At 46.0% G+C, this 17682-nt stretch carries 12 protein-coding genes; 10 read left to right on the top strand and 2 right to left on the bottom strand.

Going from position 1 to position 17682, the window contains the following annotated elements:
- The first annotated feature begins 39 nt into the window (after nucleotides 1-39).
- The 4 genes from J5X94_RS09785 to J5X94_RS09800 all read left to right on the top strand — a co-directional run bounded on the left by J5X94_RS09785 (nucleotide 40) and on the right by J5X94_RS09800 (nucleotide 5320).
- A complete protein-coding gene (locus tag J5X94_RS09785) occupies nucleotides 40-2157 on the top strand; it encodes an acetyl/propionyl/methylcrotonyl-CoA carboxylase subunit alpha (protein WP_210541125.1) in 2118 nt (705 codons plus the stop codon).
- Nucleotides 2158-2349: 192 nt separating this feature from the next.
- Nucleotides 2350-3270, top strand: coding sequence for a hydroxymethylglutaryl-CoA lyase (locus tag J5X94_RS09790; RefSeq protein WP_210541126.1), 921 nt, complete (start codon nucleotides 2350-2352; stop codon nucleotides 3268-3270).
- A 204-nt stretch (nucleotides 3271-3474) separates the two neighbouring features.
- Nucleotides 3475-4662 (top strand): isovaleryl-CoA dehydrogenase, encoded by a 1188-nt coding sequence (locus tag J5X94_RS09795; RefSeq protein WP_210541127.1) that lies wholly within the window; start codon nucleotides 3475-3477, stop codon nucleotides 4660-4662.
- Nucleotides 4663-4783: 121 nt separating this feature from the next.
- A complete protein-coding gene (locus J5X94_RS09800; RefSeq protein WP_210541128.1) occupies nucleotides 4784-5320 on the top strand; it encodes an energy transducer TonB in 537 nt (178 codons plus the stop codon).
- Nucleotides 5321-5401: 81 nt separating this feature from the next.
- Here J5X94_RS09800 and J5X94_RS09805 read toward each other — a convergent pair whose 3' ends face one another.
- Both J5X94_RS09805 and J5X94_RS09810 read right to left on the bottom strand, forming a co-directional pair.
- The gene (locus J5X94_RS09805; protein WP_210541129.1) at nucleotides 5402-6130 is read right to left on the bottom strand and encodes a pantothenate kinase; all 729 of its coding nucleotides are present in this window, start codon (nucleotides 6128-6130) and stop codon (nucleotides 5402-5404) included.
- A gap of 83 nt (nucleotides 6131-6213) precedes the next feature.
- On the bottom strand, nucleotides 6214-7227 hold the full coding sequence (locus tag J5X94_RS09810; RefSeq protein ID WP_210541130.1) for a biotin--[acetyl-CoA-carboxylase] ligase: 1014 nt from the start codon (nucleotides 7225-7227) through the stop codon (nucleotides 6214-6216).
- Nucleotides 7228-7384: 157 nt separating this feature from the next.
- Here J5X94_RS09810 and J5X94_RS09815 point away from each other — a divergent pair, with 157 nt between their 5' ends.
- From J5X94_RS09815 to ligA, 6 genes are all read left to right on the top strand, one after another.
- Entirely contained in the window at nucleotides 7385-8188 is an 804-nt protein-coding gene (locus J5X94_RS09815; protein WP_210541191.1) for a sulfite exporter TauE/SafE family protein, read from the top strand.
- 45 nt (nucleotides 8189-8233) lie between these two features.
- Nucleotides 8234-8710 carry a hypothetical protein gene (locus tag J5X94_RS09820; protein WP_210541131.1) on the top strand — a complete coding sequence of 159 codons (477 nt, stop codon included), beginning with the start codon at nucleotides 8234-8236 and terminating at the stop codon, nucleotides 8708-8710.
- A gap of 378 nt (nucleotides 8711-9088) precedes the next feature.
- Nucleotides 9089-10030 carry a hypothetical protein gene (locus J5X94_RS09825; protein ID WP_210541132.1) on the top strand — a complete coding sequence of 314 codons (942 nt, stop codon included), beginning with the start codon at nucleotides 9089-9091 and terminating at the stop codon, nucleotides 10028-10030.
- Nucleotides 10031-10096: 66 nt separating this feature from the next.
- Nucleotides 10097-14086: an AAA family ATPase gene (locus J5X94_RS09830; RefSeq protein WP_210541133.1), complete on the top strand. Its 3990-nt coding sequence runs from the start codon at nucleotides 10097-10099 to the stop codon at nucleotides 14084-14086.
- Nucleotides 14087-14301: 215 nt separating this feature from the next.
- Complete coding sequence (locus J5X94_RS09835; RefSeq protein WP_010201808.1) at nucleotides 14302-15318, top strand: cell division protein ZipA C-terminal FtsZ-binding domain-containing protein; 1017 nt, start codon at nucleotides 14302-14304, stop codon at nucleotides 15316-15318.
- A gap of 281 nt (nucleotides 15319-15599) precedes the next feature.
- Entirely contained in the window at nucleotides 15600-17678 is a 2079-nt protein-coding gene (gene ligA, locus J5X94_RS09840) for an NAD-dependent DNA ligase LigA (RefSeq protein ID WP_210541134.1), read from the top strand.
- Nucleotides 17679-17682 lie beyond the last annotated feature (4 nt).

Raw genomic sequence — 17682 nt, forward strand, 5'->3', positions numbered from 1 at the left:
CAAGACGTCAAATAACAACGACAAGACACAGGGATAGTTATGTTTTCTAAAATTCTAATCGCCAACCGTGGTGAAATTGCCTGCCGTGTTGCAGCTACTGCCAAGCGTCTGGGTGTCAGCACCGTCGCTGTTTATTCTGATGCGGATCGTGAAGCTAAGCATGTGGCCGTCTGTGATGAGGCGGTCTATTTGGGCGGTTCGGCACCGAAAGACAGCTATCTAAAAGGCGATGCGATTATCGCGATAGCGCTGGAGACTGGCGCACAAGCGATTCATCCGGGTTATGGGTTTTTGAGTGAAAATGCTGACTTTGCGCAAGCTTGTCAGGATGCTGGACTGGTATTTATCGGTCCATCGGCTGATGCTATCCGCGCCATGGGCGGCAAATCTGAATCCAAGCGATTGATGGAGATAGCGGGCGTACCACTGATACCGGGATATCATGGTGACAATCAAGATGCAGAATTTTTGCAGCAGCAGGCAGACTCTATTGGCTATCCAGTATTAATCAAAGCCAGTGCAGGTGGCGGCGGTAAAGGTATGCGTATCGTGGAGCAAAGCCGTGACTTTGTAGATTTATTAGACTCATGTCGCCGTGAAGCCATTACCAGCTTTGGTGATGATAAAGTGTTGGTTGAAAAATACGCCTTAAAACCGCGCCATATCGAAATCCAAGTATTTGGCGATACGCATGGCAACTATGTGCATTTATTTGAGCGTGATTGTTCCGTACAGCGCCGCCATCAAAAAGTATTAGAAGAAGCGCCTGCACCGGGTGTTGATATTGCGATGCGTGAGGCAATGGGAACCGCTGCCATCGAAGCGGCTCGTGCGGTCGATTATGTTGGCGCAGGCACAGTTGAGTTCATCGTTGAGCAGCGCGAAGATTCTATGAATTTTTATTTTATGGAGATGAATACGCGGTTGCAGGTTGAGCATCCAGTCAGTGAAGCCATTACTGGTGTCGATTTGGTCGAGTGGCAGCTGTTGGTCGCGGCAGGTCAGCCATTGCCAAAAAACCAAGACGATCTGACAATCAACGGTCATGCAATTGAGGCACGCATCTGTGCCGAAAACCCTGACAATAGCTTCTTGCCAGCGACGGGTACGTTATTTACGTATCAAAAACCTGAACACAGCACCTTTATGATTGATAAAGACGGTACTGGCGTACGTCTCGATGATGGCGTGCGCGAAGGCGATGTGATTAGCCCGTTCTATGACTCTATGATTGCCAAGCTCATCGTTCATGCGCCGACGCGAGAGCAAGCGTTAGCCAAGCTCGATCGGGCACTGGCACAAACGCGTATCGTCGGTTTGCCGAATAACGCGGCATTTTTACGCTATATTTTAAATACGGCATCTTTTAGCAAAGCCAATCTCGATACTGCTCTGATTGAGCACGAGCGTGATGCGATTTTTAATCAGCAGCCTTTAGCATTATCGACGCTGGTTGTGACCGCCATTACTCGTCAGCTTGCGAGCGAGATGGCGACGCAAGAGTCAGATATCGATCCATTTAGCAAACCTACTGGCTTCCGTGCTTATAACGATTACACTCGCTCATTCAGCTTGGTTTATGATGAGAGTGCTTATACGGCCCGCCTGAGCAATTGGCATAATGCGAATTGTTCTGATAGTAAAAAGGGCAGTGATAACCTCAGTAGCTTTACGCTCGTTATCGAAAAAGAAGTCGCTAATACGCAGGATAATAGCAATATTAACGTAGCTGCTCAGACAGAAACGGTTTATGAAGGTCAAGTGAGCTATGCCAGCAGCGACGAGCACAATCATACGTTATGGTTAGATGGTGCCCGTACTAACGCGCAAAGCTGGGTGCTTAATGAGACCGTTTATGTGTTCACAGACAGTGGTCGTGACGAGATTACGCTTGTTGATATTATGGCGCACGTGGGCGAAGAGTCCGCAGCGGTCGGTAGCTTGAAATCACCGATGCCAGGGCAGGTTGTTGCCTTTAAAGTAGCGGTTGGCGATACTGTGAAAAAAGGCGAGCCGTTAGCAGTCATCGAAGCCATGAAAATTGAGCATACCATTACTGCGCCGACGGATGGTGTGGTGGCAGAATTGTTATTTGGCGCGGGTGACTTGGTTGCTGATGGTGACGAGCTATTACGCATCGATAGTGAAAGCGAATAGCTGACGGAAGAATAATATAGTCAGTGCAATATAAAAGAAGTACGTTCAAAATAGCTTTCTACTGGTATACATTTTCCTCGCTTGCTATGCGCTTCGCGCTCCAGAGGCTTCGCAAAATCTATACCAGCAATACGGTATTATTTTTAAATTGAATCGACTATAGAAAGGCGAGCATTAAAAAGGATGATAAGTATGAAAAATGCATACCCAAAACACGTCACCATCGTTGATGTCAGCCCACGTGATGGCTTGCAAAACGAGTCAACGACGGTACCGACTGAGGTTAAGCAAGCGCTTATCAATGATTTGATTGCGGCAGGTGTCAAAAAGCTAGAAGCAACAAGTTTTGTCTCGCCAAAGTGGGTGCCGCAAATGGGTGATAATAGCGCGCTGCTTGACGCGCTAGCGCCGACACGGCATGCGGATATTTGCTATTCAGTCCTAGTGCCCAATATGCGCGGCTTTGAAAATGCTATTTTGCACCGTCCTGATGAAATCGTTATTTTCGGCTCCGCAAGTGAAACCTTTAGCCAAAAAAACATCAATTGTAGTATCGATGAGAGTATTGAGCGTTTTGCGCCAGTGGCCGCTGCAGCAAAAGCGCAAGGCATCAAAGTACGCGGCGTGATTTCTTGTACGGTTGGCTGTCCTTATGAAGGTGACATTGATCCAAGCCAAGTGGCTTACGTCACCAAACGATTGGTTGAGATTGGTTCAGAGCAGATTGGCATTGCCGATACGATTGGTGTTGGTACGCCGCTCAAAGTACAGCGTGCGTTACAAGCTGCACTTGAGTATGCTGATATCTCTATGTTGTCAGGGCACTTTCATGATACTTATGGTCAAGCATTGAGCAATACGCTAGCCGCACTACAAATGGGTGTCAGTGAGTTTGATACCTCAGTGGCTGGGCTGGGCGGCTGTCCTTATGCCAAAGGCGCAACGGGTAATGTCGCAACCGAAGATGTGGTGTATATGCTACATGGCATGGGTATCCGCACAGGTATCGATCTGGATAAATTGGTCGTGGCAGGCGAGCGTATCAGTGAGTTTTTACAGCGTCCAAATGGCTCAAATGTGGCACGTGCCATTATCAATAAACGTCAGTCTTAAACAGCATAGTCAATCTACTATAAAAGTGTGACAGCGTTAACCTCGCTTGAAGTATTCAATATACATCGACACTCGGTTGCCTTGTCATACTTTCACATTGCATTGACTATGACTTCAAAAATGACATTATAAATACAGTTACAGTGGTTTTAAAAAACAGATTAAAATTCGAAGTTTAAAAATATTTATATACAAGGAATAGTTATGAGTTTACCTGGATTGAATTTTCAGCTTGGCGAAGATATTGATGCCCTACGTAATATGGTACAGCAGTTTGCGGCCAATGAAATCGCCCCACGCGCTGCCGAGATTGACAGTAGCGATGAGTTCCCCATGGATTTGTGGCAAAAGATGGGTGATATCGGTCTGCATGGCATTACCGTTCCTGAAGAATACGGCGGCTCTAACATGGGCTACGTCGCACATATGGTTGCGATGGAAGAGATTAGCCGTGCTTCTGCATCGGTCGCGCTGAGCTATGGTGCGCACTCAAACTTATGTATCAACCAAATCAAACGTAACGGCTCTGAGGCACAAAAACAAAAGTATTTGCCGAAGCTGGTCAGCGGTGAGTTCATCGGTGCATTGGCAATGAGTGAGACAGGCGCTGGCTCAGACGTCGTCAGTATGAAGCTTAGAGCCGAAGAAAAAGACGGCAGCTATGTGTTAAACGGTAGCAAAATGTGGATTACCAATGGCCCTGATGCTGACGTGATGGTGGTCTATGCCAAGACCAATCCAGAGCTAGGCGGCAAAGGCATGACAGCCTTTATCGTTGAAAAAGGTATGGAAGGTTTTGGTACGGCGCAAAAGCTCGATAAGCTCGGCATGCGTGGTAGCCATACGGGTGAGATGACCTTTAACAATGTGACCGTGCCGAGCGAAAATATCTTAGGCGGGCTCAATGAGGGCGTAAAGGTATTGATGAGTGGCCTAGATTATGAGCGCGCCGTATTGGCTGCAGGTCCTATCGGCATCATGCAAGCCGTGATGGACAATGTCGTGCCTTATATCCATGATCGTAAGCAGTTTGGTCAAGCCATTGGTGAGTTTCAGCTTATCCAAGGTAAAGTTGCAGACATGTATACGATACTGCAAGCAGGTCGTAGCTTCTTGTACACCGTCGGCAAAAATCTCGATATGTTGGACGCGCGCGGTGCTGGCCATAGTCGCGAAGTGCGTAAAGACTGCGCCAGTGTGATTCTATGGTGTGCCGAAAAAGCCACTTGGATGGCAGGCGAAGGCATTCAAATATTTGGCGGCAATGGCTACACCAATGAGTATCCACTTGGGCGCTACTGGCGCGATGCCAAGCTGTATGAAATTGGTGCAGGTACCAGTGAGATTCGCCGTATGTTAGTTGGTCGTGAGCTGTTTAACGAGACCAAATAAAGCGTAATAATTGTTTAAAAGTTAACTTTTATCGAATAATTTTATTTTAAAATCTAAAAATGTGCTACGTTATGTCTCATAGCGTGGCACTTTTTAATGACTGAAATAAAAGAATTCTACAATGACCCATAAATCACATACCAAGCTAGCCTTTAATCACATAGCTTCCAACAAAACAGTTTCTCATTTTCTAACCAACATAAAATATATCAGTACTTACAGTCTGTTAACCACTTTGTTTACATTTTTTACGATGACAGCCAGTGTCACGCCTGCACAAGCAGAGCTGGTTGATTTATCGAATCCTGAACCTGTTATTCAGTTTGCTAGTCGAGAGGCAAGCTGGCTGAAACCGCCGACATTCGATCGTGCAATTCGTCATAACCCCATAGGTAGATATTTAATTCATTGTTCCTATGATGAAAATGGGGCTGCTATCAAGCCTTGTGATAGAACGGATTTAAAAATAGTTTTGTCATTACGCGTTGATAAGCAAGGCAGTATTAAAAATATAAAAGTGATTGAGAGTAGCGGTGTGGAAAGTATAGATAAAATGACTATTAGGGAATTGTACAAAGCTCGACTTAAGCCTTTTTTGATAAAAGGGCAAGCAGTAATGGGAAACGTTAATGTACCGATTGTATTTACAGCACCATAACCGTCGTATTTAAAGCAAAAAAAGCAGTACGCTTAAAACGTATTGCTTTTTTGTGTCTATTTTCTAGATACTTTCAAAACACTATATCTGTTTACTATGATCAAAATATCGTGCCAGACCATTTAATAATAAATCATCACGCAGACGTACAGGACGGTTGACGTGCTGTGAGATAATGGCTGCATCACCACCCGTCATGATGACTTCAAAGTTGGGATGACGGTGGCTAATCTCATTAATCGCACCGACGATTGATAATAGTATGCCGCGATGTACCGCATCTTGTGTGGTCACACCTTGGCCGACACTATCGAAAGTCCCGTTAGAGATGGTGATTTGCTTAGTACCAGAAAACAACGACTCACGTTGCAGATAGATACTGGGGAAAATATAACCGCCCAAATGCTCAGCATGATCGATCAAATCAATGGTCACAGCTGTACCGCAACCAATCACACATTGACGCTTTTTCTTATCGACCGCGCCCAGCATTTGTAGCCAACGATCACAGCCGAGCTGCTCATCATTATATTGACTCTTCATGAGTGTGTGAGCGGCATCGACATGGACGAATTCAAACGGAATATTAAGACGGCTTAAGGTCTCTGATACCTTGGCATTCAGCTCGTCACCTAGTACGGACGAGATACCAATAAAGTCAGGGGCAAAACGCTCAAAGCGATCCGTCAAACCCATCAGCAATTCGGCTGGTGCCTGCAAATGTTGTTTGGCATCATGTGTGACTATCTGACCGATATCATCGGTGAGCCAGTATTTCAGGCGGGTATTTCCAAGATCAAGCCAGAGCATAAAATTCCCTTTATGTACAGTGGAGCAATTATCAACATCCTATCCTGATAGCTACTGCACTTTAGTGCTCGTTGATTAAACGATTAAGTCGTTTGAATAACGTCAATGCGTCCGGTGAAAAGTGCAGAAATCTTACCGTTATCTTGGCGCAATTGCAAACATCCATGTGTATCGATACCACAAGCGTAACCCGTGAGTATATTGGTTTGACCGTTATGCTCTTGGGTCACACGTAATCGCAGCTCGCTCAGTGCATCCATCGAGTCAAACTGTTTTAAAAAGCTGTCCAGATAATAACTATGTCCCGTTGGCTTTTCTATACTTAGGTGCTCGAAGCGCGTCATAGCAGCCATTAATGCTTTACTCATTTGCTGATAAAGCACACGTAAGCTCGGTAGACTGGCAGCCTGCGCTTTTGGCTGTAGCGTCTCAGCAATATCTTGTAAGCTAATGGCCTGATAACTCATGCCTTCAGAGGTTTGCGCAGTTAGTTTTGGCGCAGCTTGTACATTGAGGCCGATACCTAATACCACACCGACCACCCTGCCAGACTGAGTGACAGGCTCTATCAGAATGCCAGCCAGTTTACTAAAGGGTAGCGTACGCTGAGTTGATACGGCACTATTCATCGACGCTACGCTATCTGATTCCGATACTGGGGCATCTGATACCGAGTCAACCGCGACAGATTGATCTTCATCTCCGGTCTGAGTGTGCTGCTGATAGAATCCTAGATCATTTGCCCATTTAACGCCAATTGGCGTCAACTCTTGCGCTTGCAACTGCTCATTCAATGTTTGAATGATAGGCATGTTTGCCAGCTCAACGCCGATGATGAGTGACAATACACCACTGATTGGCATGTGCACAGGATGATATAACGACAGATAGATATTGCCGCGTGGCGACTGCCATGAACGGCCGTGCTGTCCACGTCCGGCGCTCTGGGTTTCAGCGGTCAACAGCTGCACTACCGTGGCATCCAATGTGCCGTTTTGGATTTGCTCTATCAGCTCGCTATTGGTCGAGGCGCTGCTGACAACGTGACGGTGATTGAGCTCAGATAAGTAGGCAGAGGAATTCGTGAGTGGCAGCATAAGTTTAGTCGATGTGGTTAAAGGAAATTTTGATATACTGGGCGATTGTCAATGACAGCATAAAGGTCACGTTGAGATTTGGCAAATACAATTGAGCAGGCCTAAGCGCCAGTGAGTATTATAGCGTCAGTCAGTATTATAAAAGGTTCGTTCTATGATGTTATATGTGTGGTTTGTGATTGCAGGGGCGTTCGCAGGTGTCAGCGCGGGCTTGTTTGGCGTGGGCGGCGGCATGATTATCGTGCCAGCATTGGTGTGGATTTTTACCGCTTATGACTTTTCGCCAGAAGTAATCACCCATTTGGCCATCGGTACCTCACTTGCAACCATTGTAGTGACCTCGATCAGCTCACTGACTGCACATAACAAGCGCGGCGGCGTGCGCTGGGAAGTATGGCGCAAAATGGCGCTTGGATTGGTCATTGGTAGCTTGGTCGGTGCTGGTATTGCAGATATGATTGACGGCAAGGTACTACAAGCCATTATCGGTGTCGGCGCGCTCTTAGTAGCGATAAAAATGCTGTTTTTCTCTAATAAAGAGCAGTTGGGCAAGCCGTTGCCATCTGCTGGTATCCAGTTCGGTGCTGGTACAGGCATTGGTATGGCGTCGTCTATCTTTGGAATTGGCGGTGGTAGTTTGACGGTGCCGTTTTTAAACTGGGCAGGATTACCGATGAAACAATCGGTCGGCACCTCAGCAGCGTGCGGTCTACCAATCGCATTGGCTGGCGCGGCAGGTTTTGCATGGTTCGGTCAAGACGTGGTCAATCTGCCTGAGGGTACCATAGGATTTGTGCATATCACGGGATTTTTATGCATCTCAGTGGCTAGCTTTGCAATGGCAAAAGTCGGTGCCAAGCTCGCTCATGTATTGCCTGCGCTGATGCTTAAACGTGCGTTTGGCGTGTTGTTAGTGTTTGCTGGTGGGCAGTTATTGTTGAGTGGGATTGGGGTGTTGTAAGAAACCAATCGTTTTTAATTTTTATTATCATATAAGGAGTTAAAAATGTTTACAGTAATAGCTAGTCTCTTAGGTGTTCTTATTGGTGGATTACTTCCTTATATAACGAATAAACAAATACATAAGCATGATATTGATAAATTAAAGTTAGAGCATAATAAGGAAGTGAAAGTCTTCACACGTGAAAAGTATGAGCAATTAATTATTAAGCTGTATCGCCTAGCTTATATGGCTTATGAAGGCGTATATTATCGTTCAAGAAATGAAAACCTAAATTTTACGATGGAGACATTCATGATGTTAATGGCTGAAGTTGATACTTTAGTCATGCTTCATTTCCCTTTGTTAGAAGAGGACTACGAAAAATTTTCTAAACAACTCGTTAAATTATATATCGAATTATTTTCTGGTAGTTTCGGACAGTGTGAGGTTATTAAAGAAGCATTTGATAGAGAAGCTGAAAACCTATTAAAAGTTGTTAAACGACATGCTGATGAATATACGCAAATAGTCACTTCTTAGAAATAGTCTTATTTCCTTTGCTATTCTCCATTGATTACTTTCGGAAGATTATGATCTTAGAGAGTTTCGGTATCGTCTATGATAGCCACAAACCCACCACAATTTCAGGTAGAATAGCCGCCTATTTTTGCTGCATTTATTGATCCTTTATACGCCCAAAACCTCTAAAGCTAACAAGGCTTTAAATCCTTAGATAAACTTGGCATGTTGTATAGTCGATTCAATTTAAAAGTAGTACAAAGTAGTACAAGGCAACCGAGTGTAGACGTATATGTGATATTTCAAGCGAGGTTAACGCTGTAATACTTTATAGTGGAATGACTATAGCAATGACAAACCTTTATAAAATTAGTATGTAAACCGTGAGACATTATTAGTATGAAAGCTGCAGAAAAATACCGCCGTGTTTTCGGCTCAATGAATCATCTAAAAGAGCAGCTATCATGGACGACTGGTCTGTCTAATATGGTAGAGTTTTTGGCGTGGGAGCCGCAGCGTATTTTAGGCATTACTAAAAAGCAATATGTACGCCAAATCATTGAATGGGCAACCCATCCTGAGCTTACGGGCAAAAATATAGAAGAGATTGAGCAATCAATCATCAAAAAGCTCAATACAAAAATGAGTGAATCTGAGCAGCTAGAGACCTATTCAACGCAAACGTCAGGCATCTGTAATGCAAGAGAAGCCGTTCGCCGAGTAAAATTCTTTTCTGAAGATTACCTGAATAAAGAGTTCGATATATTTTTGAGCTTGTGTAGTGATGTTTATCTCGACTTATTTTATCAGCAGTTTATTAGCTTTGAGCCAAATAGATCATGGTCGACACATGGTAACAGTGGCATATTTGAAAACAGTACAGAGCTAAAAGCGATGTATATGGATAACTTAGCTTATAACCATCAAGCGAACGTGCTTGTAGCAAATGAGTTAAAGCTCGCTGGTCAGAAAAATTCCGACCCAATCCTAAAGTACTGTTTGATGTATGAGCATTTATTAGAAAAAGGCTTTATTGAGCAGGGTACAAAATTTCTACTATTATTTATCGGTGGTGACGCGTTAAAGCAAAACAAGCAAACGCTCGTAGGTCGAGAGCTGGCGCTGTGTCATAAAAGACCGAGGAAATATCAGCATCTACTAAGAACAGAGCTGTTAGAAATAGTCGAGCATTTAGAAGTGGCAAGTATCTCTTGGTCCGCTCTTATCGAGTTTAATAATCGCTATTTAACAGAAAATGATACCTGCCAAGTGGAGCAAAAACTGCTGCAGGGGTTTCACCAGAGCCTTGAATCAAAATCGTTTATGCAGTTAGCTGTTTAACCCTAAAAACCCACCACAATTTCAGGTAGAATAGCCGCCTGTTTTTGCTAAGTTTACTGATTCTTCATGCGTCTAAAATCTCTAAAGCTGGCAGGCTTCAAATCCTTTGCCAATCCAACGACTTTTACCTTCCGTCATGGCATCACCGCCATTGTCGGGCCGAACGGCTGTGGCAAATCTAACGTGATTGATGCCATTCGCTGGGTGCTGGGTGAGACCTCTGCCAAGCAGTTGCGTGGTGGCGCGATGAGTGATGTCATTTTTGCTGGTACGCAAGATAAGGCTGCCAAAAGTGTCGCCAGTGTCGAGCTGACGTTTGAGCATACGCAAGATGAGCATACGGGCATTCGCCATGAATTTAATTTGTACCAAGAGCTGTCTGTTCGTCGTCAGGTAAATAAAGAAGGGCGCTCAGATTACTTTATCAATGGCACACGTTGTCGTCGCCGTGATGTGGTCGATGTGTTTTTGGGTACGGGACTTGGTGCGCGTAGTTATGCAGTAATTGAACAAGGTATGATTGGGCGTATTGTCGAATCTAGTCCTATGCAGCTGCGCGAGTTTATCGAAGAGGCAGCAGGTGTCTCACGCTATCAGGCGCGCCGCGAAGAAACGCAAAAAAAGCTAGAGAAAACACAAGAGAACCTAGCACGTCTGCATGACATGCAAAGCGAGTTAGTCAGCCAACAAAAGCGCTTGTCGAAGCAAGCCGCCAGTGCTGAGCGCTACGAGGAGCTGGCATTAGCGCTTGCTGATATCAAACAGCAGCTTGCCATTCAGCAGTTGTATCAAGCCAAGCATACGCAGCAGCAACAGAAAATTTCCCATGAGCGCAGCACCGCTGAAGTCGCCACATTGCAAGCCAACTATGAGACGCTAAAAGCGCAGCAAGATAAGCTCGCCACGCACATTAACCAAGAGCAATGGCTCAAGGACGATGCTCAAAGCGCTCATTATCAGCAGCAGCTCGGCTATCAACAAGCTGAGCACGAGCTGAGCGATGCCAAGTCACAATTGACCGTGATTGAGCAACAACTCGCGAGCTTGGATCAGCAGCGCGCGCAAGCAGTGGATGAGATTGATCGATTAAAAGCCGAGCAAGCCGAGCAGCAGAATATATTAGAGGCGTTACGTCCACAGCTCACCGAGTTGACGAATAAACGTGACACGCATAAGCGTAATGAGCAACCGTTACAACGCGCATGGCATGACGCGCAAAACCAGCTATCACGTCTACAAGATAATGCGCGCATGCTTGAGCAGCAGCAAGCCATTAATAGCCAAGCGCAAAAACGCCATCAGCAGAACCATGAAAAATGGCAACGCCGCCAGCAAAACTGGCAAAATCTATGGCAGCAACTACAACAATCGCTATCAATATCTAGCAATAATAAGGGTTTTGATAAGGGCTCTGATGAACAAGCGCCAACGGATGCAAAAAACCTACAGCAGACGTTAGAGACGCAAGTTGCAGAACTAAACAAACAGTTGCAGCAAATTGAGCGCCAACAAGACAGCATCGATGAGCGTCTGTCGGAACTACAACCGCAAGCGCATGATTTACAGCAGCGCTTGAATACGCAGCAGCGTGGGTTGAGTGAGCATGAGAAGCGTCACGCGGTATTGGCCAGTGAATACGATACCCTGCATCAGATATTGCATCCAAAACCTACACCGCAGAATCAACAGCAAGCCTCTGTCTCTACAGCGGATAATCTAGACGATAGCTCGGAAAGCAATGTCGTCAATCGCTATAACGAGTTGGCTATTACCACCTTACGTGAGCAGATTGAGCTGAGTGAAAAAGGGCAACAGCACGCCGTGCTACTCGATAGCGTCTTGGCGTTATGGCTAGATAGTCATGTACTAATCTCTAACCAATCTAATCAATTAAACGTTGATGATGTGAGCAGTGATATTGAGAAAGCGAACAGCTTATGGCACATGCTTGAGCATGATCTAACGGATATCATTACTTATCAAACAACGCAAAATGAGCAGGCTAATACAGAAGGAAAACCTTCAATAGAGAGCGGTCATAGCTTGTGGTTACCTGCCAAGAATGAGTCAACTACAAAGCCATTTTCCAGTAATCAGCCAGACCACTTTGCTGATAAAGTCTTGCCGTTATCACAGCTGATTAAGCAGCCTGCATTGGCGCTCTGGCAGCAGTGCTACTTGTATATTACGCAATCAGAAGCGACCAATCAGCAGACTCTTGAAGACTTTGCCAATATCTTAAAAGCGTTGCCATCGTCAGCTATTTTGTTGACCGCAGACGGTTGGCTCATCAGTCGTCAGGGTACAATTAATCTGAGTAAGTTTATAGGTGAGCAAGATGGTCAAGGTGAGAGCAGTAGCCAGTTTTTAACACAGCGTTTGCAGCAGCGCAGCCGTTTGCAAGCATTAGAAAATTTGCTAGATGAGTTTGAAACCAAAATCCAAGAAACGCAAAAGACCATTGCAAAGAATCAACGGGACTATGATGCGTTAACAATCAATCTAGAAGAAACTCGTGCACAAGCAGATCAGCTCACCCGTGAGAAATATAAATATCAGCAGCAGCTAACGACTCAGCGTGCCAATGCTGAGCGCTTACAAGCAGACAGCCAGCGTCTTATGGCTGACAAATCTGCCCTTGAGCAAGAGCAACACGAGTTAGAACAAGAGGGACAAGTGCTCACTCATGAGCAGCAAGATATTCAAAGCCAGATAGTAGTGTTAACGCCGCAAATATCTGATGCCCGTGGGACCAGTCAGCAACTACAGGCTGAGCGCAGTGAGCTAAATCGTACACGCCAAGCCGATGATGATGCATGGCAAGCATTGCAGCTGCGTATCCAGCAGAGCGAGATGCGCTTAGAGCATAGTGTCAGTAGCCTTGCGCGGGCGACTGTGCAATATGACCAATCGCTACAGAGTGAGCAGCAGCTAAAAGCAAGTCATCAGAAGCAGCAGAATAAGCTACCAGACTTGCAAGCATTATTACAAACTGCGCAGACAGCACGAGATAAGCAGCAGGTGCTATTGACCGAGCGTGATACTGCATTGGCTGCACTCAAACAAGACTATGCTCAGCAGCAGACAGCGTTGGATAGCGTGCAAAATACGTTACAAGTTCAGCAGGGTAAACTTGCGAATCATGCCACCGAGTTGGCACTAAGCATGGCGCGTTTGGATGATGCGAGTACTCATACTCATGACGCTTTAGAAGCGTACTATAAGGTGAGCCATAAATATAAATCGGAGTCGCATTCAACACAGCACCCGCAGCATCAGCAACAAATGATGAGTGTCTCAAATCTATTGGCAGATTTTATCGCGCATGATCGCCGTGTGCGTCCAGATAAAATCGCAGAGCTGGAGTCTGAACGTGCCACGCTTGAGCAGCAGCTTAGCAAAATCGGCCCCGTCAACTTGGCCGCAGTGGCAGAGTTGGCTGAAGTCAACGAGCGCTTAGAGCCATTGGCGCAGCAGACAGCAGATATTGCGGCTAGTATGCAGACGTTGACGGCAGCGATTGAGTCTATTGATGAGACGACTAAGACACTGTTTATGCAGACGCTAGATGCCGTTAATACTGAGCTTGCTAATTTATTTGCCAAAGTCTTTGGTGGTGGTCAAGCCAGTTTGACGTTGAACACAGACGATATGCCAGCCAATATCCCCGCTGACAAATACAAGTCAGAGCAGTGGCGGGCAGGACTTACCTTGATGGCACAGCCTAAAGGCAAGCGTAATAGTCGCCTAGCTGTACTGTCGGGTGGTGAAAAAACCCTCACCGCGCTGAGCTTGATTTTTGCGATATTTAAGCAGCATCCCGCACCGTTCTGTGTGCTCGATGAAGTCGATGCACCACTTGATGATGCCAACGTCGAACGCTTTACCAGTTTGATTCATGAGCTGGCAGATGATTTACAGTTTATTTTTATCAGTCATAACAAACTGACGATGCAGATTGCTGACGAGCTAAAAGGCATTACTATGCCAAGCGCAGGTATTTCTACATTAGTCAGCGTTTCGCTAGATGAAGCTGCACGTTATGTAGAGAGCTAAGACTCAAAAATCTGATACTAAAAGTACTATGAGAATCAGCGCGATGCAAATATAATCAATCAATTGGCATAAATGCAAATAAGCTTGACCTCAGTCCAGCATACTGGTTATAAAGTACACAATGTGGTGACGACATAGGTCAGCCATGCTAGAATATTGCCATTTATGCTCGTTTGTGTATTCCCTTTTGTTATATATACTAGGATGTATTTATCATGACCGTTATTCAGTTTATATTGATTGCCATTGCCGCGTTTATCGTGCTCGCAGGGCTGTTTATGGTCATTCGTAGCTTTAAGCGCCGCGCTGCTACCGAAGCTGCTGCGGTCAATTATGACAAAAATGGTATTCCCATCATACCGCGTCACGAGCGTAATATCGTCGACCAGCCAGACCTTGATGATACGGTCGCTGGCGAGACGAGCATCGGTCCAGATCGTAGCTACTTAGATGCCGTCGTTGAAGAAGAGCCTTTGACGCAAACGCATACCAACGTTGACGCCCAGCTAACAGCCGAGCATAGCAGTACCGTAACTGACGACCATGACGTCATTGATGAAGCTGACTATGCGCGCTGGCAAGATGAGCAACGCCGTGCCGATAGTGCTGAATTTGTAGAAGCCGCTGATCAGATGCATATCGAGCAAGAGCCTGATGCGTTTTCAAGCCTTATGTCGGCAACGGATAATCTGATGCCATCGATCGACACGGCAGAAGAGCCTAGCTTCGATGACAACAGCCCGATACTTGATCAGCATCTATCAGAGTCAGGCGACGACGCGCAAAACGGTCCATTGATCAATGCCAAAGACAATATCAATATCACCATCTTGCCGCACCAATATCGTGACCGTCCAACGGCGACTATCCGTGGCCGTGATTTATTGGCGCTGATTGACAAATATGGTCTGCGCTATGGCGCGATGAATATGTTCCATCGTTATGAGCAAAAAGACGGCACCGGTATGCTGTGGTTTAGCATGATGGGTATCACCGATAGCGGTATCGCGCCATTTGATCCGCATAGCGTGGCGACTAATACCTATACTGGTGTGGTGGTGTTTTTATCGTTGCCACACCCACAAGCATTGCGCAGCTTCGATAGTATGATGAGCATTGCTTATATGATGGCAAGCGATTTGGATGCCATTATGCTGGATGAAGAGAACGAACCAATCACCTCTGAATACAAACAGCAACTACGCAACCAAGTCCGCGACTATGAGGGCTAAACGTCAGTTCATACAATGAGTGAGTAGCATTAAGTGAGTGGCATTAAAAAAGGCAAATAGCGATTAACGTTATTTGCCTTTTTTAATGGGCTTTAGTTTCTGCAAAATGCTAGAGTCGCTTCAAGATAATTTAGATACAAGGAAGGTGAGTGAAAGTACTACACATAGTAGACTGAGCGAGCCTGACACAGTATCTGATTTATATAGGATTGGCTATACCGAGTATCTTGCAAACTTGTTATTATATCGACATCTTGAATTGCAAAGAAAAGACGCCGACTATGACTGACTCTATCTTACCGATCACTGCTCAAACTGAAACCAATAAAAATGCGGCTCATGATACTGGCGATAATATCGTCATCCAAATGCGCACGTTTATCGATGCTCTTAAGCAGCACAATTATGCCTATTATGTGCTCGACAATCCCATCTTAGAGGACAGCGAATACGATCAGTTGCGTCGTTCCTTGGTCACGTTAGAAGAGTCGCATCCTGAGTTGGTACAGCCAGACAGTCCGATTAATCAAGTCGGTGATATGCCGCTATCTGCCTTTACCCAAGTCACTCATGACATCCCCATGCTGTCACTGGGCAATGTTTTTGACTATGACGAATTACATACCTTTATGCGCCGTGTCAATGACCGTCTAAATGACGCGCAAAAAAATCCTGAGTATGAAATGGAGCTAAAGCTTGATGGATTGGCCGTGTCGCTAAAATACGAGCATGGCAAATTTGTGCAAGCCGTCACGCGCGGTGATGGGCAAACGGGCGAGGATATTACGCAAAACACCAAGACCATTCGCAACTTGCCACTTTGGCTCGCGGATGCTGCTGACATCGAGTTGTTAGAAGTGCGCGGTGAAGTACTGATGCCCAAGGCAGGTTTTGATCGTCTCAATCGTTTAGCAGAAGAGAGCGAAAATAAAACCTTTGCCAATCCACGTAATGCCGCTGCGGGTAGCTTACGTCAGTTAGATCCAGCTATAGCAGCCAGTCGCCCACTGGCATTCTATGCTTACTCTATCAATCAGGGATTGCCTGAAACCATCGAAACCCAATCAGCAGGCTTGGCTTGGCTAAAAACCATTGGCTTTACCGTCAGTGCGGTAGAAGTGGTCGCAAACCCACGCGCGGCACAGACTTACTATGAGTCTGTGATTGAGAGCCGTGCCAGTTTGCCGTTTGAAATCGATGGCATGGTGATTAAGGTGAATAACCTGTCATTGCAGCAGCAGCTTGGGTTTCTATCACGTGAGCCACGCTGGGCTACCGCTTATAAATTCCCTGCCGAAACGGTGATGACACGTCTAAACGATATCGAATGGCAAGTCGGACGTACCGGCGCGATTACCCCAGTGGGTAAGCTCGAACCCGTCAAAGTCGGCGGCGTCACGGTTAGTAATGTCACTCTACATAACTTTGGTGAGATTCAGCGTTTAGATGTGCGTGCAGGCGATATGGTCAGCGTCCACCGTGCTGGTGATGTCATCCCTAAAGTCACCCGCGTTTGGCAGGACCAGCGCTCAGCAGACTCAAAGCCAGTGACGCTGCCGTCTACCTGTCCTGTCTGCGACTCTCCTGTCGTCCTGCCAAAAGATGAGGCTTTGGCACGCTGTACGGGCGGCCTCTTTTGTCCCGCACAGCAGCAAGAAGCGTTGATTCACTTTGTCTCGCGTCGTGCGATGGATATCGATGGGCTTGGCGCGAGTTGGCTCATTAGCTTCTTTGAGCATGGATTGGTCAAGACCGTCGCTGATATCTATCAACTGCACAATCATACGGACGAGCTGGTCACACTAGAAAAATTGGGTGAAAAATCGGTACAAAACATCCTCAGCGCTATCGAAGCTAGCAAGCACACAACACTGTCTCGCTTTATTTACGCACTTGGTATTCGCGGTGTGGGTGAGGGCACGGCGCAAAACTTTGCTCAGCAATTTGGTGACCTCAATAGCCTGATGGCAGCCAGTATCGAAACCCTGATTAAAACCCCTGACGTTGGCACCATCACTGCCGAGCTGGCTTACGAGTTTTTCCGTGCGCCACACAATATCGAAGTCATCACTGCATTACGCGAGGCTGGCGTCCATTGGAATAAGGTCGAGCAAAAAGCTGCTGGAGACTTACCACTTGATGGGCAGACGTGGGTGATTACGGGTGCGCTTGAAAAAATGGCACGTGATGAAGCTAAGGCCAAACTGCAAGCGTTAGGCGCAAAAGTATCGGGCAGTATCTCATCAAAAACCACTGCGCTGTTGGCAGGGGATAAAGCTGGCTCTAAACTAACCAAAGCGGAGAAACTGGGTGTGAAAATCGTGGGTGAGGAAGAGTTTTTAGAGTTGGTTGGGGAGTAGGGTA

Origin of the sequence: Psychrobacter sp. K31L (assembly GCF_017942195.1) — a bacterium.
GTDB lineage: Bacteria > Pseudomonadota > Gammaproteobacteria > Pseudomonadales > Moraxellaceae > Psychrobacter > Psychrobacter glaciei.